Below are 20,181 nucleotides of genomic sequence, written 5' to 3'. Positions count from 1 at the left end.
TCAGGGGTGGGTCCAGGTGAGGAGGTCGTCGGCGGGCAGGGTGTTGACGATCCGGTCGGCGGGGACGCCGCAGCGGGCGGCGCGCTCGCATCCGTGGGGCTGCCAGTCGAGCTGGCCCGGGGCGTGGGCGTCGGAGTCGATCGAGAAGCGGCAGCCCGCCTCGGCGGCGAGGCGGAGCAGGCGCTTGGGCGGGTCCAGGCGCTCGGGACGGGAGTTGATCTCCACGGCGACGTCGTAGGCGGCGCAGGCGTCGAAGACGAGCGCGGCGTCGAACTCCGACTCGGGGCGCAGCCCGCCGCGCTTGCCGCCCGCCTTGACGATCCGTCCGGTGCAGTGGCCGAGGACGTTCACGCGGGGGTTCGCGACGGCCGCGACCATGCGCTTGGTCATCGCGACGCGGTCCATGCGGAGCTGGGAGTGGACGCTGGCGACGACCACGTCGAGCCGGTCGAGCAGGGCGGGGTCCTGGTCGAGGGAGCCGTCCTCCAGGATGTCGACCTCGATCCCGGTGAGGATCCGGAACGGCGCCAGCCTCTCGTTCAGCTCGGCGACCACGTCGAGCTGGCGGCGGAGCCGGTCGGCGGACAGCCCGCCCGCGACCTTGAGGCGCGGTGAGTGGTCGGTGAGCGCCAGGTACTCGTGGCCGAGCGAGCGGGCCGTCTCGGCCATCTCCAGGATGGGCGAGCCGCCGTCCGACCAGTCGCTGTGGGTGTGCAGGTCGCCCTTCAGCGCGGCGCGCAGCGCGGCCGTCGCCTCGTCCACCGGCTCGCCCTCGGTGGCCTCCAGGCGGCGCAGGTAGACGGGGGTCTCGCCGCGCAGCGCCTCCTCGATGACCAGGGCGGTGACCTTGCCGATGCCGGGCAGCGCGGTCAGCGTCCCCGCGCGGGCCCGGTCGGCGAGCTCGCCGGGGGCGGTGCGGTCGGCGAGGTCGGCGGCCGACCGGAAGGCGCGGACGCGGTAGGTCGGCTCGTGCGCGCGCTCCAGCAGGAACGCGATCCGGCGCAGCGCTTCGACGGGTTCCACGCACTGGACGGTACCCAGGTATGAGGGCGCGTCGCACCGGAGGGTCATCCCGGCCGTGCGGCGGCTTCTCTAGCCTGGGTGCATGGCCAGCGAGAAGCCCGACCGTCCCAGCCTGCTGCGTTACGTGCTGTGGGACGGGATCCTGGCCGCCGCCGTGACGGGCAGGGCCGATCCGGTGCCGCTGGTGCGTCCCTGGCCGCTGCTGCTGCGCTGGACGCGGTACCTCGGCATCGGGCGCCTGCCGTACGGGCTCGTGACGAACCTGTTCGGCCTCGGCCTGACCGTCGCGCTGATCGCCGGGACGGTGTCGCTGCTGAACACCGAGACGGCCCGGCGGGGCATCCACCCGTCGGGTTCCACCGTCCTGATGATCGCGGTGGCGGTGACGGCGCCGCTGGCGCTGCGCGACCGGCATCCGCTGGGCGCGTGGCGGGTGAGCTTCGTGGCGATGGCGCTGGTCGACGTGGGCGGCTGGCTGACCGTCCCGTACGTGCCGGCGGGCGTGTTCGCCGCGATCGTGAGCCTGTACACGGTCGCGGTGCGGTGCTCGCGCGAGATCACGATGGGCGTCGGGATCCTGTCGTTCGCCGGTGTGTGGATCAAGGACTCCGAGAGCGCGCCCGGGGCGTCGGTGCTGCTGCTGCTGCCGCTGGCCGTCGGCTTCGCCGTCCGGGTGCGGCAGACGGCGCGCCGCGAGCTGGCCGAGCAGGAGCGGCGGCATCTGGACGCCGAGGCCGTCCTGACCGAGCGGCAGCGGATCGCGCGGGAGCTGCACGACGTCGTCGCGCACCACATGTCCATGATCGCGATCCAGGCGGAGGCGGCGCCCTACAAGGTCGAGTCCGTGCCGGAGGAGACCCGCAGGGACCTCGCCGAGATCCGCGCGACGGCGCTGGACGCGCTGACGGAGATGCGCCGGATCCTCGGCGTCCTGCGGTCGGAGGACGGCGCCGAGACCGCCCCGCAGCCGAGCCTGGAGCGGCTGGACGAACTGATCCAGAACGCGCGGGGCGCCGGGCTCCACGTCGAGACGCGCCTGGACGGCGACCTGGCCGGGCTCCCTCCCGGCGTGGGGCTCACCGCGTTCCGGATCTTGCAGGAGGCCCTCAGCAACGCGATGCGGCACGCGCCCGGGTCGCGGGTGGAGGTCGGGGTGAGCGAGGAGGACGGCATACTGTGGCTCGGCGTCGTCAACGGCCCTCCCGGCGCCGGACACCAGCCGGTCCCGTCCCCGCCGGGCGGGGGCCACGGGCTGGTCGGGATGCGGGAGCGGGCCGTCATGCTGGGCGGGGAGCTGACCGCCCGGCCCACGTCGGAGGGGGGATTCGCGGTGACCGCCACGCTGCCGGTGAAGGCGAGGGACGGGGCGTGACCGTCCGGGTCGTGATCGTCGACGACCAGGGCATGGTGCGCACCGGCTTCGGGGTGCTGCTGAACGCCCAGCCCGACATCGAGGTGGTCGGCGAGGCCGTCAACGGCGAGGAGGGGCTGCGCCGCGTCGCCGAGCTGCGGCCCGACGTCGTCCTGATGGACGTGCGGATGCCGGTGATGGACGGGCTGGAGGCGACCCGGCGGCTGCTGGCCGGCGCCGCGGACCCCGGCGCCGCACCCAAGGTCCTCATGCTCACCACGTTCGACCTGGACGACTACGTCTACGAGGCGCTGCGGGCCGGGGCCAGCGGGTTCCTGCTCAAGGACGCCTCCGCCGCCGAGCTGGCGGACGCGGTGCGGGTCGTGGCGGCGGGCGACGCGCTGCTGTCGCCCTCGATCACCCGGCGGCTGATCTCCGAGTTCTCCCGGCTCGGCGCGCCGAGGGCGCCGTCCCGCAAGCGGCTGGACGAGCTGACCGAGCGGGAGACCGAGGTCCTCGCGCTGGTGGCCCGGGGCCTGTCCAACGGGGAGATCGCCGCGGAGCTCGTCGTCGCCGAGCAGACCGTCAAGACGCACTTCGGGCGGATCCTGATGAAGCTCGGGCTCCGCGACCGGGCGCAGGCGATCGTCTACGCCTACGAGGTGGGGCTGGTCCGTCCGGGCGACTAGGGCGCCCGCTGAGGTAGCGGCCGTAGTACCGGGGGCGTACGGCGGAAGACCGCACCACCGGGTGATCTGCTCTACAGCGCCCGATTTCTACCTTTCTGGTCAGTGCTTCACCTCGCTGGCCAGGAAGGACGCCCGATGTTCAGCCCGCTTCGCCTCCGCAGGGCCGCCGCTGCCGCCGCCGTGCTGACGGCGGTCGGCTCGACCACCGCCGCGACGGGACGCGCCGAGATGTACGCCGCCCCGGCCGCCGCGCCCGAGCTGACGGCGGCCACCCTCGGCGCCCGCTACCAGGCGGCCGGGCGGGAGATCGTCCGCGCCCGGGACACCGCCGAGCGCGTCCACGACGGAGGACGGGCCCGCGCCCTGTCGGCCCTTCTCGCGCCCGGACGGCGGTTCCTGTCGTTCGACGGGCGGGGCCGCGGCCGGGCCGTCGAGGTCATCGGCGACCTGGAGCGCGCCGACCGGGTCGCGGTCGTCGTGCCCGGCGCGGACAGCACCCTGACCACCTACGACTCCGGCAAGTTCGTCGGCGGCGGCTCCTGGGCCCTCTCCCGGCAGGCGCGGGACGCCGCGCCCGGCGCGCGGCTCGCCGTGATCGCCTGGCTCGGATACGACTCGCCCTCGACGCGGAGCCTGGGCGTCCTCACCAGCTCCCGGGCCACCGCCGGGGCGCGGAGCCTCGACCGGCTCCTCACCGGCCTGCACCGGACGAACGGGCGCGCCCGGTTGGCGCTGCTGTGCCACAGCTACGGCTCGGTGGTGTGCGCGAAGGCCGCCCATCGCGTCGCCTCTCTGCCGGTGGACGAGATCGCCCTGTTCGGCAGCCCCGGCACCACGTTCGGAAGCGCCGCCGCCCTGCGGACGCCCGCGCACGTGTGGGCGGGCCGGTCGCACGGCGACTGGACGCGCTATGTGCCGAAGGTCCGCCTGGCCGGGATCGGCTTCGGGAAGGACCCGGTCTCCCCCGGCTTCGGCGCGCTGCGCTTCGACGCCGGGACCGGCCCGCACAGCGCCTATTTCAAGCCGGGCTCCCTCGCGCTCCGCAACCTCGCCCTGATCGCGCTCGGCCGTGACTCGGAGGTCACCCATGCTTGATGTCGGCTCCCGCCTGCGCGGCCCGGCCGCCCCGGCGGCACCGGCCGGACGGGACCGGGCGGTCGACGCGCTGCGGGCGTTCGCGATCCTCGGCGTCGTGCTCGGCCACTGGCTGGTCACCGCGTTCGTCGCGACCGGCGATGGGGACGGCCTGCGCGTCACCAGTCCGCTGGCGGCGATGCCCGCGCTGGCCCCGCTCACCTGGGTGCTGCAGACCCTCGCGGTGTTCTTCCTGGTCGGCGGCTACGCGGCGGGCAAGGGCCTGCGCCCGGACGAGCCGTGGGGCGCCCGGCTGCGGCGGCGGCTGGCGCGGCTGGCCCGCCCGCTGCCCGTCCTGCTGGCCGCCTGGGTCCCGGCGGCCGCCGGGCTCTGGTGGGCGGGGTTCCCGGGCGACAGCGTGTACACGCTGGTCAAGCTGGTGCTCAGCCCCCTGTGGTTCCTGTGCGTGTACGTGGTGCTGACGGCGTTCACCCCGGCCATCGCGGCCGTGTGGAAACGGCTCGGGATCTGGGGCGCCGTCCTGCTCGTCGGCGCGACCGCCGCGATCGACACCGGCCGCTTCGCCCTCGGCGCGCCCGGGTGGACGGGCTGGATCACCGTCCTCACCGGCTGGCTCGTCCCGTTCTACCTCGGCATCGCCTGGGCGGACGGCGCGCTCCGCTCCCGCCGCGCCGGGCTCGTCCTGCTGGCGGGGGGCGCCGCCGCGACCGCCCTGCTGATCCTGTACGCCGGGTACCCGGCGAGCATGGTCGGCGTGCCCGGCGCCGCGACGTCCAACCTCAGCCCGCCGACGCTCGCCGCGGTCGCCTTCGGGCTCGCCCAGACGGGCCTGGCGCTGCTGCTGCACGGCCCGCTGACCCGCTGGACGCGGCGCGCCCGGGCATGGCCGGTGATCGCCGCGGCCAACCGCTCCGCTCTGACGATCTTCCTCTGGCACCAGACGGCGCTGATGGCCGTGACGGTCGGCGCGTTCCTCGCCGCGGATGGCCTGCCGGGGCTGCTCACCCCGCCCGACCGGCCCGGATGGGTCGCGGCGCGGCTCGCATGGCTGCCGGTCTTCGCGCTCGCGCTGGCCGGGATCGGGGCGCTGGCGCACCGGTTCGGACGGTCCCGGCGGCCCGGCGCGGCGGCGGATCCGAACCTCCGCCACCGCCCGGACATCTCACGGAGAACCCCCCGATTCTGGAGGCCACCTGAAAACCGCCGGACGATCTCGGATGGTAGAAAGGCGGACGATGCCGCCACGCAAGACGACCTCGCCGCGCGCCCGACGGCTCCGACGGGGCCTCGCCTGCGCCGCGACCATCTCCGGGATCATGCTGACGACCGCCGGGACGGGGCACGCGGACCCGTATGCGGCACCCGTCCCGGTCCCGTCCATGGGGCCCTCGACGCTGGACGCCCGGTACGCGGCCGAGCGCGGGGCGATCGAGCGGGCGCTCAGGACGGCGCAGCAGGTCGGCGACCGTGACCGGCAGCGCGCGCTCGGCGGGTTCCTCAGGCCGGGCAGGCGGTTCCTCTACTTCGACCCGCGCGGACGCGGGCAGGCCGTCGAGGTCGTCGGCGACCTGGCCACGGCGCGCCGCGTGGCGGTGGTCGTCCCGGGCGCCGATACGACGCTGACCACGTTCGACGACCGTCCCGGCAAGCCGTGGTCCACTCCGGGCGGGGGCGCGCGGGCCGTCTACGCGCAGGCCGGCTCGGTGTCGCCGCGTCCGGGTCTGGCGGTCGTGGCGTGGCTCGGGTATGCCGCTCCCAAGACGTTCAGCAGCGACGTCCTCACCGACGAGCGAGCCGCACAGGGCGCCGTGGAGCTGCGGAAGTTCCTCAGGGGCGTGCACCGGGCGAACCCGGGCGCCCAGGTCAGCCTCCTTTGCCACAGCTACGGCTCGGTGGTCTGCGGACGCACCGCCCTGGCGGGCGCCAAGCCGGGCGCGAGCGCGGCCTGGCGCGCGGTCACCGACATCGCCCTGTTCGGCAGTCCGGGGACGACGGCCTGGTCGGCCGCACGGCTCGGCGGCTCGGCCCGTGTCTGGGCCGGACGGGGCGCGGCCGACTGGATGGAGGACGTCCCGCACGTCCGGATCTTCGGCCTCGGCCTCGGGCCCGACCCCGTCTCCCGCGGCTTCGGCGCGAGGATCTTCGACGCGGGGGCGGGCGGCCACAGCGACTACCTCGCCCCCGGATCGCCGTCGCTGCGCAATCTCACCAGCATCGCGCTGGGTGAGGCCGCCCAGGTCACGCGCGGCTGACCGTCCGTCATAGGCCGGTCCCAAGGGCCCGCGGCCCCGCCGGGCGGCCCTGTTCCGGGTCGAAAGAACCGTGCCGTGACCGCACTCCGGGACGGGTCACCGCCGGGATGGTGGCACTCTGGGGATGTGGACACCGCGAACGAGGCCGAAATCCGCGAGCAGACCACCCAGCGCCTGGAGAAGGCGATGGGGTCGTTCGGCACCGCGGCCCTCAGCAGCATGGAGGAGCAGCTCCCCTGGTTCCGGCGCATGCCCGCCGACCAGCGCTCCTGGATCGGCCTGGTCGCCCAGGCCGGCATCGCCGCGTTCGTGGAGTGGTTCAAGAGCGACGAGCGGACCCGCCCGGCCATCGCCGGGGAGGTGTTCGGCACCGCGCCCCGCGAGCTGCTGCGCTCCATCAAGCTCCAGCACACCATCGACATGATCCGCGTGATCATCGACGTGGTGGAGACCCGGCTGGACGAGCTGGCCGCGCCCGGCGGCGAGGCCCAGCTCCGCGAGGCCATCCTGCGCTACACGCGGGACGTGGCGTTCGGCGCCGCCCAGGTCTACGCGCGCGCCGCCGAGACCCGCGCCGCCTGGGACGCCCGCCTGGAGGCCCTGGTCGTCAACGCCGTGCTGCGCGACGAGGTCGACGACGGCATGCACTCCTGGGCCGCCGCGCTCGGCTGGACGTCCAAGCCCGTGACGGTCATCGCCGGGTTCACTCCCGAGGACGAGGAGCCCGAGGTCACCATCGACCAGATGCAGCTGGCCGCCCGCCGCGCCCGCGCGGACGTGCTGGCCGGCGTCCAGGGGCGCCGCGTCATCGTCATCGTGGGCGGCGACGCCGACCCCATGGAGGCGGCCCGCCCGATCGCCGCCAAGTGCGGGCCCGGCCCCGTCGTCGTCGGCCCCCAGGTCGGCGACCTGTACGACTCCACCCGCTCCGCGCACGCCGCCGTCGCCGGGCTGCGCGCCGCGGCGGGCTGGCCGGACGCGCCGCGTCCCGTCCAGGCGGCCGAGCTGCTGCCCGAGCGGGCCCTGGACGGCGACGACGAGGCCCGCCGCCATCTGGTGGAGGGTGTCTACAACCCGATGCTCGCCGCCGGCGCCCCGCTGCTGGACACCCTCGCCACCTACCTGGAGCAGGGATCGTCCCTGGAGGCCACCGCCCGGATGCTGTTCGTCCACCCCAACACCGTCCGTTACCGGCTGCGGCGCGTCACCGAGCTGACGGGGCTGTCCCCCACCGATGGGCGCAACGCGTTCACGCTGCGCATCGCCCTCGTCTTGGGCCGTTTCGGCGGCCGGCCAGGCCGCCCCTGACCCGGGACGAGGCCGTCCTCCCGCCCTCGCCGCGCACCGATGGCCCCTGTGACCTCGCGCTTGTAGGTGTCGTACAAACCCCTGTGACCAAAGTTCGTACTGATCCGCATCGGCACAAGGCACCCGTTACGGCAGGCTGGACGCTGTGATCCTCCTCGCATCGCCCGGCCAGGGCGCCCAGACCCCAGGCTTCCTGCAGCCGTGGCTAGAGATACCCGGAGTCGCCGACCGGCTGGCCTGGTGGTCGGCGGTCACCGGGCTCGACCTGGCCCGCTACGGGACGACCGCCGACGCGGAGGAGATCCGGGACACCGCCGTCGCCCAGCCGCTGCTGGTCGCCGCCGCCTTGGCCGCCTACGAGGTGCTCTACGCCGACGGCTCCCGCCCGGACGCCGCCGCCGGGCACAGCGTCGGCGAGCTGGCCGCCGCCGCCATCGCCGGAGTGCTGTCCCCCGAGGCCGCGCTGGTGCTCGTCCGGGAGCGGGGACGCGCGATGGCCGAAGCCGCCGCCGTCACCGAGACCGGCATGACGGCCGTGCTCGGCGGCGACGAGGGCGAGGTCCTCGCCGCGATCGAGCGGCACGGGCTGACCCCCGCCAACGTCAACGGCGCCGGCCAGATCGTGGCCGCCGGGACGGCCGAGCAGCTCGCCGCGTTCGCGGCCGAGCCGCCCGCCAAGGCCCGGCTGCGGTCCCTGTCGGTCGCCGGGGCGTTCCACACCGCGCACATGGCCCCCGCGGTCGACACCCTGCGCCGCCTCGCGCCCGGCGTACCCGTCGCCGATCCGGCCGTGACGCTGCTGCAGAACCGCGACGGCGCCGCCGTCACGTCCGGCAAGGACTTCGTCGGACGGCTGGTCGAGCAGGTCAGCGCCCCCGTCCGCTGGGACTCCTGCATGGAGACCATGCACGGGCTCGGCGTCACCGCGATCATCGAGCTGCCGCCCGCCGGGACCCTGGCGGGCATCGCCCGCCGCGAGCTGAAGGGCGTCGATCTGATCGCCCTGAAGAAGCCCGACGACCTGGACAAGGCCCGCGAGCTGATCAAGGCGCACGCCTCATGACCGTCGCGCTGCGCGTCCCCGAGACCGCCCCCGGCGCCCGCATCCTGGCGTTCGGCGACTACCAGCCCGCCCGGATCGTCACCAACGACGAGCTCGCGAAGACCGTCGACACCAACGACGCGTGGATCCGCAGCCGCGTCGGCATCGCCGAGCGGCGCATCGCGGGCGACGACGAGGGCATCGTCGAGCTGGGCGTGCACGCGGGCGGCAAGGCCCTCGCGGGCAGCGGCCTCGCGCCGGACGACATCGACCTGGTCGTCCTCGCGACCTGCTCGGCGGAGTCGCCGATGCCGGGCCACTCCGCCGCCGTCGCGCACCGCCTCGGCATCAGCGCGCCCGGCGCGTTCGACCTGAACGCCGGCTGCGCCGGCTTCTGCTACGCCCTCGCCGCCGCGAGCGACGCGGTGCGGGCCGGCAGCGCGCGCAACGCGCTGGTCATCGGCTCGGAGAAGATGTCCCAGTGGATCGACTGGACGGACCGCTCCACCTGCATCATCTTCGCGGACGGGGCGGGCGCCGCGGTCGTGGCCGCCAGCGATGCCCCCGGCATCGGCCCGGTGGTGTGGGGCAGCGCCGGGGACGGCTTCGACAAGATCATCATCGATGACCGGCGCTCGTTCATCCGGCAGGAGGGCCAGGCGGTCTTCCGCTGGGCGACCACCGCCATCGCCCCCGTCGCGCTGGAGGCGTGCGAGCGCGCCGGCGTCACCCCGGACGACCTCGCCGCCATCGTCCCGCACCAGGCGAACCTGCGGATCGTGAAGGCGATCGCCCGCACGATGAAGGCGACCAACGCCGTCGTGGCCGACGACATCGTCCACTCCGGCAACACCTCGGGGGCCTCCATCCCGCTGGCCCTGTCCCACATGATCGAGCGCGGCGACGTGCCGTCCGGCGCCCCGGCCCTGCTGGTCGGGTTCGGCGCCGGGCTGGCCTACGCTGCCCAAGTCATCCAGATCCCGTAGTCCGGCGCGCCCGCGCCAGAGCTCTGGACCAACCCACCGAAGGAGAAGGCACAACATGGCAGTCGCCACCCAAGAGGAGATCCTGGCCGGCATCGCCGAGATCATCGATGACATCGTGGGCATCGACAAGGCCGAGGTCACGCCGGAGAAGAACTTCATCGACGACCTCGACATCGACTCCCTGTCGATGGTCGAGATCGCGGTGGCCGCGCAGGACCAGTTCGGCGTCGAGATCCCCGACGACGAGCTGCGCAACCTCAAGACGGTCCAGGACGTCATCGACTTCGTCAAGAAGCTTCAGGTCAACAAGGGCTGAGGCGCGGGGACGGCGCGCCGCACCGGCCGGAACGGTCCCCGTCCCGCGGGGGCCGCCGGTTCGCCAGAGGCGGCGCGCCACACGCACACCCCTCCCGTTCGCAAGGAGCAGGAACTTATGAGCACGAGCAAGACCAAAGTCGTCGTGACCGGTTTCGGGGCCACGACCCCACTCGGCGGAGACCTGCCGTCGACCTGGTCGGCCCTGCTCGCCGGCAAGTCCGGGATCCGCCCGCTGCCCTGGGAGGATGTAGAGAATCTGCCCGTGCGGTTCGCCGCCACGCTGGCGGTCGACCCGTCCGAGTCGATGCCCAAGCAGCAGCTGCGCCGGCTCGACCGCAGCCAGGCGATCGCCCTGATCTCGGCGCGGGAGGCGTGGACCAGCGCCGGGTTCGCCCCGCCCGCGGGCCGCAAGGTCAGGAAGGGCGAGGAGACCACCGCGGGCGTGCCGGGCGGCTTCACCGTGGACGGCGAGCGCCTCGGCGTCGTGGTGTCCAGCGGCATCGGCGGCCTGCACACCGCGCTCGACAGCTACGACGTCTACCGGGAGAAGGGCTGGTCGCGGGTCTCGCCCTTCACCGTCCCGATGCTGATGCCGAACGGCGCGTCCGGGCACGTCGGCATCGAGTTCGGCGCGATGGCCGGCTCGCACGCCCTGGTCAGCGCCTGCGCCTCCAGCGGCGAGGCCGTCGGCTACGCCATCGACATGATCCGCGCGGGCCGCGCCGACGTCATCATCTGCGGCGGCACCGAGTCGTGCATCCACCCGCTCCAGATGGCCTCGTTCGGGGCGATGCGCGCCATGTCGACCCGCAACGAGGAGCCGGAGCGCGCGTCCCGCCCCTACGACAAGAACCGCGACGGGTTCGTCCTCGGCGAGGGCGCCGCCGTGATGATCCTCGAATCGGAGGAGCACGCCCGCGCCCGCGGCGCGCGGATCCACGGCATCGCCGCCGGATGCGGCTACTCCGGTGACGCCTACGACATCGTCCTGCCCGACCCGACCGGCGCCGGCCAGGCCAAGGCCATGCGGCGGGCGCTGGACGACGCGGGGCTGCGCCCGAGCGACATCGTCCACATCAACGCGCACGCCACCTCCACCCCGGCGGGCGACGTGGCGGAGCTCGCCTCGATCAAGGCGGGGCTCGGCGAGGAGGCCGCCTCCAAGGTCGTGATCACCGCCACCAAGTCGATGACCGGGCACCTGCTCGGCGGCGCCGGCGCCCTGGAGTCGATCTTCACGATCCTCGCGCTGCGCGACGGCATCGTCCCGCCCACGGCCAACCTCGAAGACCTCGACGACGACGTCGACCTGGACATCGCGCGGGGCGAGCCGCGCAAGCTCCCGGACGGTCCCGCGGCGGCCCTCAGCAACTCGTTCGGCTTCGGCGGCCACAACGTGTCGGTCGCCTTCCAGCGCGCCCTCTGACAGCGCGCCTCTCACAGCAGGACGACGGCCCGGCGAGCATGGCGCTCGCCGGGCCGTCGCGCGTTCTCCCGCCTCGCGGCGGTCGGCGGCGCGGAGGACGCGCCTCCCCCGCGCACCCGGCCGGGGTGCGCGAGGGGCCGTGTGACCATGCCGGGCGCGCTCGGTGCGGGGACGGGCGCGCTCTCTGCGGGTCGGCGGCGGAGGCGGGTCAGACGGCGGCGTGCAGCCAGCGGACGGGAGCGCCGTCGCCGGCCCGGCGGAACGGCTCCAGCTCGTTGTCCCAGGGCGTGCCGAGGAGACGGTCGAGCTCGTGCTCCAGCGTGCTCTTGCCGACCGCCGCGTTCGCCATGACCGAGCGCAGCCTGTCCTCGGGCACCATGATGTCGCCGTTGGCCCCGATCACGCCCGTGAACACCCCGAGGGACGGGGTGAAGCTGTAACGGACGCCGTCGCAGCCCGGCGTGGGGTCCTCGGTGGCCTCGAAGCGCAGCAGTTTCCAGTTCCGGAGCGCGGAGGTGATGCCCGCGGCGGTTCCCGGCTTGCCCTCCCAATGAAGCTCGGCGCGCAGCGTGCCCGGTGCCGCCGCCTGATCAGCCCAATCAAGGGAAACGGGCACACCGAGAACACCTGCGGCGGCCCACTCGATGTGCGGGCTCAGCGCAGGTGGCGCGGAGTGGACGTAAAAAACGCCACGTGCGGTCACCGGACCTCCTGGATCTGTACCGAGGCTCGTCTTCCCCTACGGCCTCGTACGTCCCAAGACGGCGTCCGCGTCCCTCATTGTGCATCATCGGCACCGGTCGCACCACCGTGGGCCCGCTGTTTGTCGAACGCTTGACCACGGGATGCGAACCGTTCACAGTCCTCGATCGACCAGGGTAGGCCCTCCGGGGCCCGCTGTGCAGCGGAAGCCGAACGGCGGCGAACCCCGCAGGACCGCTCGGCGATCGGTCGTCCCGGACTGCCGGTTGAGCCCCTGGGCAGGCGCGGGATCCGGCAGGATGGGGGGCCGGGGAGCGGTCACTGCGCTGGGAAGGCGAGGGCCGATGTTCGATCAACAAGCGCGGCTGGAGCGGGTGCTGGAGCGGCATCCGGACGCCGTCATGGTGGAGGTGGTGCCGGGACGGCCGGCGCTGGTGCGGCGCGACCAGATCCTGGTCGCCGGGCACGACGCGGGCGCCGCCGAGGATCTGGTGCGGCGCTGGTACGACTCGCGGCACGACGAGCGGGGACTGACGCGGCTGCGGCTTCGGGCCCCGGCCAAGGTGGACGTGTGCGAGCTCGCCGTCCAGCTGTCCGGGAGCGGACGGCATCGGAGGCTGAGCGTGTCGCCGAACCATCTCGTCCAAGGGCAGCCGATGTGGTGGAGCGGCCCCGCCGACCTGCCGCGGCCGGCACCGCCCGTCGCCGCGCCGGTGGCGGAGCCCGGGAGCGCGCGCGAGGACGTCACGGTCGCGATCCTCGACACGGGCCTGTCGCCGCATCCGTGGTACGAGAAGGCCGACTGGTTCCGCGAGCAGAGCGACGAGGTCGCCGAGGTCCTGGACGGCGATCTGGACTTCGAGCTGGACGCGCAGGCCGGGCACGGCACGTTCATCGCCGGCGTGGTGCTGCGGCACGCGCCGGGAGCGCGGCTGCGGGCCCGGCGCGTCATCGGCGGCGACGGGATCGGCGACGAGGCCGACGTGATCCGGGCGCTGGCCTGGCTGGCGGACTGGGGCGGCGCCGACGTCGTCAACATCTCGCTGGGCTGCCACACGTTCGACGACCGTCCGTCGCCGGTGCTGTCGCAGGCGCTGGCCGCGCTGGGCCGCCGGACGGTGGTCGTGGCGTGCGCGGGCAACGCGGCGACCGACCGGCCGTTCTGGCCCGCCGCGCTCAAGCAGGTGATCGGCGTCGCGGCGCTGGACGGCGACGACCGGGCCCCGTTCTCCAACTACGGCTGGTGGGTGGACGCGTGCGCGCCGGGCGTGGACGTGGCCAGCAGCTACGTGCGGTTCGCGGACGCGCGGACGCGCTTCGACGGCTACGCGACGTGGAGCGGCACCTCGTTCGCGGCCCCGGCCGTGGCGGGACGGATCGCGGGGCTGGCCGCGCGGGACGGGCTCGACGCGGTCACCGCGGCCGACCGGGTCCTCGATCCGGCGCACCGCTCTACCCTTCCCGACCTGGGAGTAATCATCAGCTCTTGAGCACGGGACGGCCGCGAAGCGGTAACCGTGCGTACCGGCGCGCACACGATTCCCGCAGGCGTCCTTAGGGTGGACGACCAGCGGGGGCCTCCAAGGGAGTCTTTCGGTGGCCATGCAAGACGGTACGGACGAGCTGCAAGACGGTACGGACGAGCTGATGGTCCGGGCCCGCGACGGTGACGGCGCCGCGTGGGCCCGGCTGGTCGAGCGGTACAGCGGGATGCTCTGGGCGATCGCCCGAGGGCACGGGTTGAACGACGCCGATGCGGGCGACGTGGTGCAGACCACGTGGCTGCGGCTCGTGGAAGGGATGGACGGCCTGCGCGTTCCGGCCGCGGTCGGCGGCTGGCTCGCCACCACCGCCCGGCACGAGAGCGCGAGCGTCGCGTGCCGCCGGGCGCGCGACGTCCCGGCGGAGCCGGCGCCTGCGGCGGCGGCGGACCGCGGCCCGGCCGAGGTGACGATCGCCCGCGAGCACCTCGGCCAGGTCGCCGCCGCCCTCCAGGCGCTCCCCCGCCGCTGCCAGATGCTGCTGCGGCTGGTGGCGCAGGCCGCCTGCTACGCCGAGCTGGCGGCGGCCCTCCAGATCCCCCTCGGCAGCGTCGGCCCGACGCGGGCGCGCTGCCTGGCCACGTTGCGGAGGCTCATCGGATGAACGACGACGATCTGATGGCGGGGGTACGGGCCGCCTTCGACCTCATCGACCCCGTCCCGGAAACGGTCGTGTCGGCGGGACGGTCGGCCATCGGCTGGCGGATGCCGTCCGCACGCCTGGCGGGTCTGGCCGCCGACCAGCCGGAACGCGTCGTCGACGGCGTACGCGGCGGGCCGGACCGCTCTTTGGTGTTCACCCTTCCCGGGCTGTCGGTGGAGATCGAGGTGGCCGGGACCGGGCGGGACCGCGAGGTCACCGGACGGATCGTCCCGTCCTGCCCTGCGGCCGTCCACGTCCGCCATAGGGACCTCGCACCGGACGGGCTGACGACCCGCGCCGACTCCACCGGGCTCTTCTGCCTCCCGCAGGTGCCCGAGGGCCTGGTCAGCCTCGTCCTGCGCTTCGAGGACGCGGCATCGGTCGTCACGAGCTGGGTGCGGCTGTGAGCGGCGAGCACGCACTCCTCCGGCTGGCCGCCACGGACCCGGCGACCGCCTACACGCGCGCCATGGCCCTCCTCGAACAGGGCGCGGCGGGCTCGGCGGAGATCGTCGCACTGCGCGTGGCCGGACTCGCCGCCAAGGAACTGGGACGTCTGGACGAGGGCCTCACCCTCCTCCACCGAGCCTTGGCCGAAGCCGAACCCGAAGCCGAACCCCGCCCCCCGGCCGCCGGCGACAGCGGCGATGACCACGGCCGTCATGGCGAGGGTGTGGGGGCGGATGCGTATGCGGCGGCGCAGGTGCGCATGAACCTGGTCGGGCTGCTCGCCGCCCAGGGCGACCTTCCGTCGGCGCTGAGGCACGCGTCGCTGGCGGAGCCGGTCTTGCGCGGGACGGATGCGGACCGGCTGGCGGCGAACACGGCATGCGCCCTCGCCCGCGCCGGACGTCTCGCCGAGGCGCACGAGACGGCGGCGCGCGCTCTGCCGGGTCTTCGGCGCGGTGACGATCCTGCGGCGCTCAACGGCCTGCTCACCAACCTCGGCTTGGCTCGGGCAATGCGCGGTGAGTTCGACGCCGCCGAAGAGGCTCTCGCGGAGGCGGTCGCGGTGGGCGAGGCCGCAGGGCTGAGCCACCAGACGGCGATGTCGTTGGGCAATCTGGCCTTTGCCGTGTCCCGGCGCGGGGACGTCCCGCGCGCGCTTCGGCTCTTTGCTGAGGCCGAGCCGGGCCTGACCGGTGAGCGTCTGGCGCAGTGCCGGTTCGATCAGGCGGAGACGCTCATCATGGCGGGTCTGCCGGGTGAGGCCCGTCCCGTCCTGAGGCGGGCGCTGGAGGCGGTCACGGTGAACGGGTACCGGTGCGACATCGCGGACGGTCTGCTCCTGCTCGCCCACGCCGAACTCGCCGACGGCGAACCCGAGCGGGCGGCGGGAACGGCCGAGCGGGCTCGTGCCGCCTTCGCCGACCAGGAACGCACCGGGTGGATGCTTCTGGCCGAGCATCTGCTGCTGCGAGCACGGTGGATGTCCGGTGAGCGTTCGACGATCCTGTTCCGTTCGGCCGTGGCCACGGCCGAACGGCTCGAAAGCGGCGGCTGGGCGGACGCCGCGGCCGAGGCCCGTATCGTCGCCGCGCGCGCGGCCCTGGAACTGGGCAGACCGGCCGGGCACCTGCTCGCGTCGGCGGAGAGGACCCGGGGCCCCGCGTCCGCCAGGATCGCGTCTTGGCACGCCACCGCGCTCGAACGGATGACCCGGGCCGACCACAGGGGCGCGGTGGCCGCCGTATGGGCCGGACTACAGGTGACCGAAGACCACGCAGAGACGCTCGGCGCCTTGGACCTGCGGGCACGCGCCGCCGGGTTCGCCAACGAGCTGGCCGATCTCGGCCTCGGCCTGGCGCGTTCGGCGCGAGAACTGCTCGCCATCGAGGAACGGCGCCGCGCGGCCGCACGTCCGGCCGGGGTGCGTCCGCCGAAGGACCCCGAACGCGCCGCCGCGCTGGCCGCGTTGCGGGCGCTCAGCATCGAGCACACGGCCGACACCGCGCGGGGCGGCGGACCGTCCGTCCTCTCCGGGGAGCTGGCGGAGCTGGAGGCCAGGGTCCAGGCGCACACGCGCCGCCGCATGCCAGACGGGCCCTCGCCGCGCTCCGCCGGGACGACCCAGGTCGTCGCCGCGCTGGGCGCGCGGGCCCTCGTCGAGCTGATCGCGGTCGGGGACGCCCTGCACGCCGTGACGGTGACGGGCGGGCGCCTGCGCCGCCACCACCTCGGCCCGCGCGGCGCCGCCGTCCGCGAGATCGGCATGGTCCGGTTCGCGCTGCGCCGCCTCACCGCGAACGAGGACGACCCGCAGGCCGCCGAGGCGCTCGCCCGCTCCAGCGAACGCCTGGACCATCTTCTACTGGCCCCGCTCAGCGCGGATATCGGCGACCGCGAACTCGTCATCGCCCCGACCGGTCCGCTGCACGGCCTTCCCTGGGCGGCCCTTCCGTCCCTGACCGGACGTCCGTTCACCATCGTCCCGTCCGCCGGCGCATGGCTGCGCGCCCGCGCGGTGACGGGCACGACCGGTCACGTCGTCCTCGCGTCCGGTCCCGGCCTGCGGCACACCCAGCGCGAGATCACCGCATTGCGGCGCCTCCACCCGCAGGCCCTCGTCCTGGACGGCCCGAGCGCGCGCGCCGAGTCCGTCCGGGACGCCCTGGACGGCGCGGCGGTCGCCCACATCGCGGCCCACGGCGAGTTCCGGGAGGGCAACGCCCTGTTCTCGCGGCTGCGCCTGGCCGACGGGCCGCTGATGGTCCACGACCTGGACGACCTGGCGGTCCCGCCGCGCCTGATGGTGCTGTCCGCATGCGACATCGGCCGCGCCGACGAGGGCGACGCCGTCCTCGGCATGGCGGGCGTCCTCCTCGCGCTCGGCACCGCCACGGTGATCGCCAGCGTCGCGCCCGTCCGGGACGAGGTGACGCCGGAGTTCATGTCCGCCTTCCACGCGGGCCTCGCCGAGGGGCTCTCCCCGGCGCGCGCGCTGGCGCGCCTTCCCCGCTCCCCCGGCGTGGCCGGCTTCCTCTGCCTCGGCTCCGGATGAACCAAGGGACTCTCAGGCGTCGCCGATCGCCACTGGGTGGGACGGGTCGGCCACCCAGTCGGACCAGGAGCCGACATAGAGCGCGGCCGGGATGCCCGCGAGGTTGAGGGCGAGGATCTCGTGGGCGGCGGTCACGCCGGAGCCGCAGTAGGCGCCGACGTCGAGGGCGTCGGTGGCGCCGAGCTGGGCGAAGCGCTCGCGGAGGAGCCCCGGGGGCAGGAACCGGCCGTCAACCCCGACGTTGCCGGACGTCGGGGCGTTCCGCGCGCCCGGGATGTGCCCGGCGACGGGGTCGACGGGCTCCTGCTCGCCGCGGTAGCGCTCGGCCGCGCGGGCGTCCAGCAGGACACCGGCCCCGGCCAGCGCGGCGGCGCCGTCTGCGTCCAGGACGGGCAGCCGGCCGGGAGCGGCGATGAAGTCGCCCGGCTTGATCTCGGGGTCGGCCGTGGTGACCTGGTGGCCCGCCTCCGTCCAGGCGCGGTATCCGCCGTCCAGCACGCGGACGCGGTCGTGGCCGAAGTAGCGCAGCGACCACCAGACCCGCGCGGCGGCGGTGGAGTCGGCGTCGTCGTAGACCACGACGAGCCGGTCCGCCGAGACCCCGGCGCGGCGCATGGCGGCCTCGAAGTCCCCGGACGCGGGCAGCGGATGCCGCCCGCCCGGTCCGGGCGGGCCGGCGATGTCGCGGTCCAAGTCGACGAAGACCGCGCCGGGCAGATGGCCCTTGCGGTACGACTCGATCCCCGGCGGCCCCGCCAGATGCCATCGCACGTCCAGCAGGACCAGAGGTGTCTGCCGCCGGAGCAGCCGATCCAGCGCGGACACTTCGATGAGAGGATGCACATCGCCAGTTTGACCGGCGCCGCCCGGATTAGGGAGGGGCGAGTTCTGGTTAGTCACAACTCGCACCCTACGCATGACCCCGAAACCCGGATCCCCCATCCGGCCTCGCCCCCGCGTCAGGGGCGGGACGTCGCCAGCAGGGGGACGAGCTGCTCGGCCGATACCAGGGAGCCGTGCATGCCGATCATCCTCGCCAGCCAGGGCTCGCGTTCGGAGGCCACGATCGCGAGGTCGGCGTGCGGGACGGCGATCACATCGCCGAGGCGTTCGAGCATGCCGGGGGCGACCGGGCCGAACCAGCCGCCGTCCACGGCCTCGTCCCGCGCCACCACCCAGGCGCGGTCGCCGAGCAGGGCCGTCCAGGCGGCGAGGACGTCGTCCCGGGCGCCCGGCTCGGTGTAGACGTAGCGGGCCCGGGCGTCGCCGCCGAGGAGCGCCACGCCCTCGCGCAGCTCGGGGACGGTGTCGGCGTCCACCCGCTCGGCCGGGTCGACCATCCCGTGGTCGGCCGTCACGTACAGGGCGGACCCGGCGGGCAGGACGGCCGCGATCTGCTGGGCGAGCGTGTCCACGAACCGCAGATGGTGGCGCCAGTCCGCGGAGCCGACGCCGCACCGGTGCCCGGTCGCGTCGAGGTCGGCGTGGTAGGTGGTCACGAACGACCGGTCGCCGCGGCGCAGCGCGTGCTCCGTCCGCCCGACGAGCTGCCCCAGGCTCTCGGCGGCCACGTAGCGGGCGCCGCGGGCCGTGGCGCGGCTGAGCCCGGAGCCGCGGTAGTGGCCGAGCGCGACGTAGGCGACCTCGACGCCGTCGGCCGCGGCCCGCCCGTAGACGGTCGGCGCCGGCTGGAACGCGACCGGGTCGACGGACTCGTCCCCCCAGCGCAGGCAGTTGAGCAGCCGCCCGGTGCCCGGGATCGCCACCTGGACGCCGAGCAGCCCGTGCCCGCCGGGCGGCAGGCCCGTCCCCAGCGAGGCGAGGCTGGTGACGGTCGTCGCCGGGAACCCCGCCGAGATCGGGCCGCCGTCCATCGCGTTCAGGTAGGGCGCCTCGTCCGGATGGGCGCGGAGCTGCTCCCAGCCGAGCCCGTCGACGAGCAGGACGCAGACGCGGGGCACCGGGGGCAGACCCAGCACGTTCGGCGCGTCCGGAACGCCGAGGGCGGCCAGCACCGACGTCGGGAGATCGGCGAGAGCGTCCGTCCCGTACCGGGGGACGGGCGCCTGCGGGAGGCTCACCGGGCGGTCGCGGCGGACAGCTCCTCGGCGAAGGCCAGCACGTGCCCGACCGCGTCCGCGCCGTCGGCCGCCTCGCTCACCCGCAGGGACAGATCGTCCGCCGTGACGCTGCCGGTGTAGCCGTGGTCGGCTTCGCAGTTCTCGTCGCCGCAGGTCGCGGGCTCCAGGTCGATATGGGCGATGGCGCCCCAACCGATCGTCAGGACGACCTCAGTCGGCGGCACCCCCGGCGCGTACGACGCGGGATCGGGGACGACCCGGGTCACCGCCACCGACTGGACCCGCTCCAGCTTCACGGCCTCGGTGGTCGTGGACGCGTGCGGCTGCGCCATGCCCTCGCCGGGCGGGTGCTCGTCGGTGTGGCACACCAGCAGCCGGCTCGGCGACAGCACGAGCACGGTGACATGCCGCCGCACCTCCATCGCCGGATCGAAGGTCGCCTCGTGGTGGATGACGAACGCGCAGACGCGCTCGTCCCCTATGGCCGACTCGACCGCGTCCGCGACCAGGGCCGGATAATAACCGCTGCGCTCGATGGCCGTGCGCAAACCGTGAGCGGTCGCTCGGGTTTCCCTCATGGCCCCCATCCTGCCCTGTCTGGGGCCGGACGCGCACATGACGGTCCCGAACCATGGTGAGCGGCCCTCCCCGAGGGTACGGGGGGAGCATGGACAGAGAGCCGCTTCCGAGCCCGCCTCCGGTCCCCCCTCCGACGCCCGACCC

The 20,181-nt window shown here is 74.5% G+C and carries 20 protein-coding genes; 14 read left to right on the top strand and 6 right to left on the bottom strand.

Features of this window, described 5'->3' with window-relative positions; translation table 11 throughout:
* On the bottom strand, positions 1-1,023 hold the full coding sequence (locus E1298_RS18345) for a PHP domain-containing protein (RefSeq protein ID WP_207944706.1): 1,023 nt from the start codon (positions 1,021-1,023) through the stop codon (positions 1-3).
* 82 nt (positions 1,024-1,105) lie between these two features.
* Here E1298_RS18345 and E1298_RS18340 point away from each other — a divergent pair, with 82 nt between their 5' ends.
* The 10 genes from E1298_RS18340 (at position 1,106) to E1298_RS18295 (ending at position 11,490) form a co-directional block, all read left to right on the top strand.
* On the top strand, positions 1,106-2,395 hold the full coding sequence (locus tag E1298_RS18340; RefSeq protein ID WP_131894796.1) for a sensor histidine kinase: 1,290 nt from the start codon (positions 1,106-1,108) through the stop codon (positions 2,393-2,395).
* Entirely contained in the window at positions 2,392-3,063 is a 672-nt protein-coding gene (locus E1298_RS18335) for a response regulator (protein ID WP_131894795.1), read from the top strand. The genes E1298_RS18340 and E1298_RS18335 overlap by 4 nt, the downstream gene beginning before the upstream one ends.
* A gap of 135 nt (positions 3,064-3,198) precedes the next feature.
* Positions 3,199-4,158: an alpha/beta hydrolase gene (locus E1298_RS18330; RefSeq protein WP_131894793.1), complete on the top strand. Its 960-nt coding sequence runs from the start codon at positions 3,199-3,201 to the stop codon at positions 4,156-4,158.
* A complete protein-coding gene (locus tag E1298_RS18325; RefSeq protein ID WP_243725650.1) occupies positions 4,151-5,629 on the top strand; it encodes an acyltransferase family protein in 1,479 nt (492 codons plus the stop codon). The genes E1298_RS18330 and E1298_RS18325 overlap by 8 nt, the downstream gene beginning before the upstream one ends.
* Positions 5,538-6,410, top strand: coding sequence for an alpha/beta hydrolase (locus E1298_RS18320; protein ID WP_243725649.1), 873 nt, complete (start codon positions 5,538-5,540; stop codon positions 6,408-6,410). The genes E1298_RS18325 and E1298_RS18320 overlap by 92 nt, the downstream gene beginning before the upstream one ends.
* Before the next feature lie 126 nt (positions 6,411-6,536).
* Positions 6,537-7,718: a PucR family transcriptional regulator gene (locus E1298_RS18315; protein ID WP_131894789.1), complete on the top strand. Its 1,182-nt coding sequence runs from the start codon at positions 6,537-6,539 to the stop codon at positions 7,716-7,718.
* 145 nt (positions 7,719-7,863) lie between these two features.
* Entirely contained in the window at positions 7,864-8,781 is a 918-nt protein-coding gene (locus E1298_RS18310) for an ACP S-malonyltransferase (protein WP_131894787.1), read from the top strand.
* A complete protein-coding gene (locus E1298_RS18305) occupies positions 8,778-9,746 on the top strand; it encodes a beta-ketoacyl-ACP synthase III (RefSeq protein ID WP_207944705.1) in 969 nt (322 codons plus the stop codon). The genes E1298_RS18310 and E1298_RS18305 overlap by 4 nt, the downstream gene beginning before the upstream one ends.
* A gap of 55 nt (positions 9,747-9,801) precedes the next feature.
* A complete protein-coding gene (locus tag E1298_RS18300; RefSeq protein WP_131894785.1) occupies positions 9,802-10,062 on the top strand; it encodes an acyl carrier protein in 261 nt (86 codons plus the stop codon).
* Between the two features lie 117 nt (positions 10,063-10,179).
* A complete protein-coding gene (locus E1298_RS18295) occupies positions 10,180-11,490 on the top strand; it encodes a beta-ketoacyl-[acyl-carrier-protein] synthase family protein (protein WP_131894783.1) in 1,311 nt (436 codons plus the stop codon).
* A gap of 11 nt (positions 11,491-11,501) precedes the next feature.
* Here the strand turns inward: E1298_RS18295 and E1298_RS48185 are convergent, their stop codons facing one another.
* Positions 11,502-11,639 (bottom strand): hypothetical protein, encoded by a 138-nt coding sequence (locus E1298_RS48185; RefSeq protein WP_165975529.1) that lies wholly within the window; start codon positions 11,637-11,639, stop codon positions 11,502-11,504.
* A gap of 59 nt (positions 11,640-11,698) precedes the next feature.
* Positions 11,699-12,193 (bottom strand): DUF3145 domain-containing protein, encoded by a 495-nt coding sequence (locus E1298_RS18290; RefSeq protein ID WP_131894781.1) that lies wholly within the window; start codon positions 12,191-12,193, stop codon positions 11,699-11,701.
* 343 nt (positions 12,194-12,536) lie between these two features.
* Between E1298_RS18290 and E1298_RS18285 the strand changes: the two genes are divergently transcribed.
* The 4 genes from E1298_RS18285 to E1298_RS18270 all read left to right on the top strand — a co-directional run bounded on the left by E1298_RS18285 (position 12,537) and on the right by E1298_RS18270 (position 17,377).
* Positions 12,537-13,682, top strand: a complete 1,146-nt coding sequence (locus tag E1298_RS18285; RefSeq protein WP_165975528.1) for a S8 family peptidase — start codon at positions 12,537-12,539, stop codon at positions 13,680-13,682.
* 112 nt (positions 13,683-13,794) lie between these two features.
* Complete coding sequence (locus E1298_RS18280; RefSeq protein ID WP_131894814.1) at positions 13,795-14,337, top strand: RNA polymerase sigma factor; 543 nt, start codon at positions 13,795-13,797, stop codon at positions 14,335-14,337.
* Complete coding sequence (locus E1298_RS18275) at positions 14,334-14,783, top strand: hypothetical protein (RefSeq protein ID WP_131894777.1); 450 nt, start codon at positions 14,334-14,336, stop codon at positions 14,781-14,783. The genes E1298_RS18280 and E1298_RS18275 overlap by 4 nt, the downstream gene beginning before the upstream one ends.
* A complete protein-coding gene (locus tag E1298_RS18270) occupies positions 14,780-17,377 on the top strand; it encodes a CHAT domain-containing protein (RefSeq protein ID WP_243725648.1) in 2,598 nt (865 codons plus the stop codon). The genes E1298_RS18275 and E1298_RS18270 overlap by 4 nt, the downstream gene beginning before the upstream one ends.
* A 12-nt stretch (positions 17,378-17,389) precedes the next feature.
* Here E1298_RS18270 and E1298_RS18265 read toward each other — a convergent pair whose 3' ends face one another.
* The 3 genes from E1298_RS18265 to E1298_RS18255 form a co-directional block, all read right to left on the bottom strand.
* Complete coding sequence (locus tag E1298_RS18265) at positions 17,390-18,220, bottom strand: sulfurtransferase (protein WP_424923096.1); 831 nt, start codon at positions 18,218-18,220, stop codon at positions 17,390-17,392.
* A 116-nt stretch (positions 18,221-18,336) separates the two neighbouring features.
* Entirely contained in the window at positions 18,337-19,458 is a 1,122-nt protein-coding gene (locus tag E1298_RS18260) for an alkaline phosphatase family protein (RefSeq protein ID WP_131894773.1), read from the bottom strand.
* Positions 19,455-20,036, bottom strand: a complete 582-nt coding sequence (locus tag E1298_RS18255; protein ID WP_131894771.1) for a DUF5998 family protein — start codon at positions 20,034-20,036, stop codon at positions 19,455-19,457. The genes E1298_RS18260 and E1298_RS18255 overlap by 4 nt, the downstream gene beginning before the upstream one ends.
* Between the last annotated feature and the right edge of the window lie 145 nt (positions 20,037-20,181).

Source organism: Actinomadura rubrisoli (assembly GCF_004349215.1).
GTDB classification, from domain to species: Bacteria; Actinomycetota; Actinomycetes; order Streptosporangiales; family Streptosporangiaceae; genus Spirillospora; species Spirillospora rubrisoli.
Note: the sequence above shows the minus strand (reverse complement) of the source record. Positions and strands in the feature narration are given on the sequence as shown.

What these genes read in the sequence shown, in the direction of transcription:
- E1298_RS18340 (WP_131894796.1), top strand. Translation starts at nt 1,106, where the DNA reads ATGGCCAGCGAGAAGCCCGACCGTCCCAGCCTGCTGCGTTACGTGCTG.
- E1298_RS18330 (WP_131894793.1), top strand. Translation starts at nt 3,199, where the DNA reads ATGTTCAGCCCGCTTCGCCTCCGCAGGGCCGCCGCTGCCGCCGCCGTG.
- E1298_RS18325 (WP_243725650.1), top strand. Translation starts at nt 4,151, where the DNA reads ATGCTTGATGTCGGCTCCCGCCTGCGCGGCCCGGCCGCCCCGGCGGCA.
- E1298_RS18320 (WP_243725649.1), top strand. Translation starts at nt 5,538, where the DNA reads ATGGGGCCCTCGACGCTGGACGCCCGGTACGCGGCCGAGCGCGGGGCG.
- E1298_RS18305 (WP_207944705.1), top strand. Translation starts at nt 8,778, where the DNA reads ATGACCGTCGCGCTGCGCGTCCCCGAGACCGCCCCCGGCGCCCGCATC.
- E1298_RS18300 (WP_131894785.1), top strand. Translation starts at nt 9,802, where the DNA reads ATGGCAGTCGCCACCCAAGAGGAGATCCTGGCCGGCATCGCCGAGATC.
- E1298_RS18295 (WP_131894783.1), top strand. Translation starts at nt 10,180, where the DNA reads ATGAGCACGAGCAAGACCAAAGTCGTCGTGACCGGTTTCGGGGCCACG.
- E1298_RS48185 (WP_165975529.1), bottom strand. Translation starts at nt 11,639, where the DNA reads ATGGTCACACGGCCCCTCGCGCACCCCGGCCGGGTGCGCGGGGGAGGC.
- E1298_RS18285 (WP_165975528.1), top strand. Translation starts at nt 12,537, where the DNA reads ATGTTCGATCAACAAGCGCGGCTGGAGCGGGTGCTGGAGCGGCATCCG.
- E1298_RS18280 (WP_131894814.1), top strand. Translation starts at nt 13,795, where the DNA reads ATGCAAGACGGTACGGACGAGCTGCAAGACGGTACGGACGAGCTGATG.
- E1298_RS18275 (WP_131894777.1), top strand. Translation starts at nt 14,334, where the DNA reads ATGAACGACGACGATCTGATGGCGGGGGTACGGGCCGCCTTCGACCTC.
- E1298_RS18255 (WP_131894771.1), bottom strand. Translation starts at nt 20,036, where the DNA reads ATGAGGGAAACCCGAGCGACCGCTCACGGTTTGCGCACGGCCATCGAG.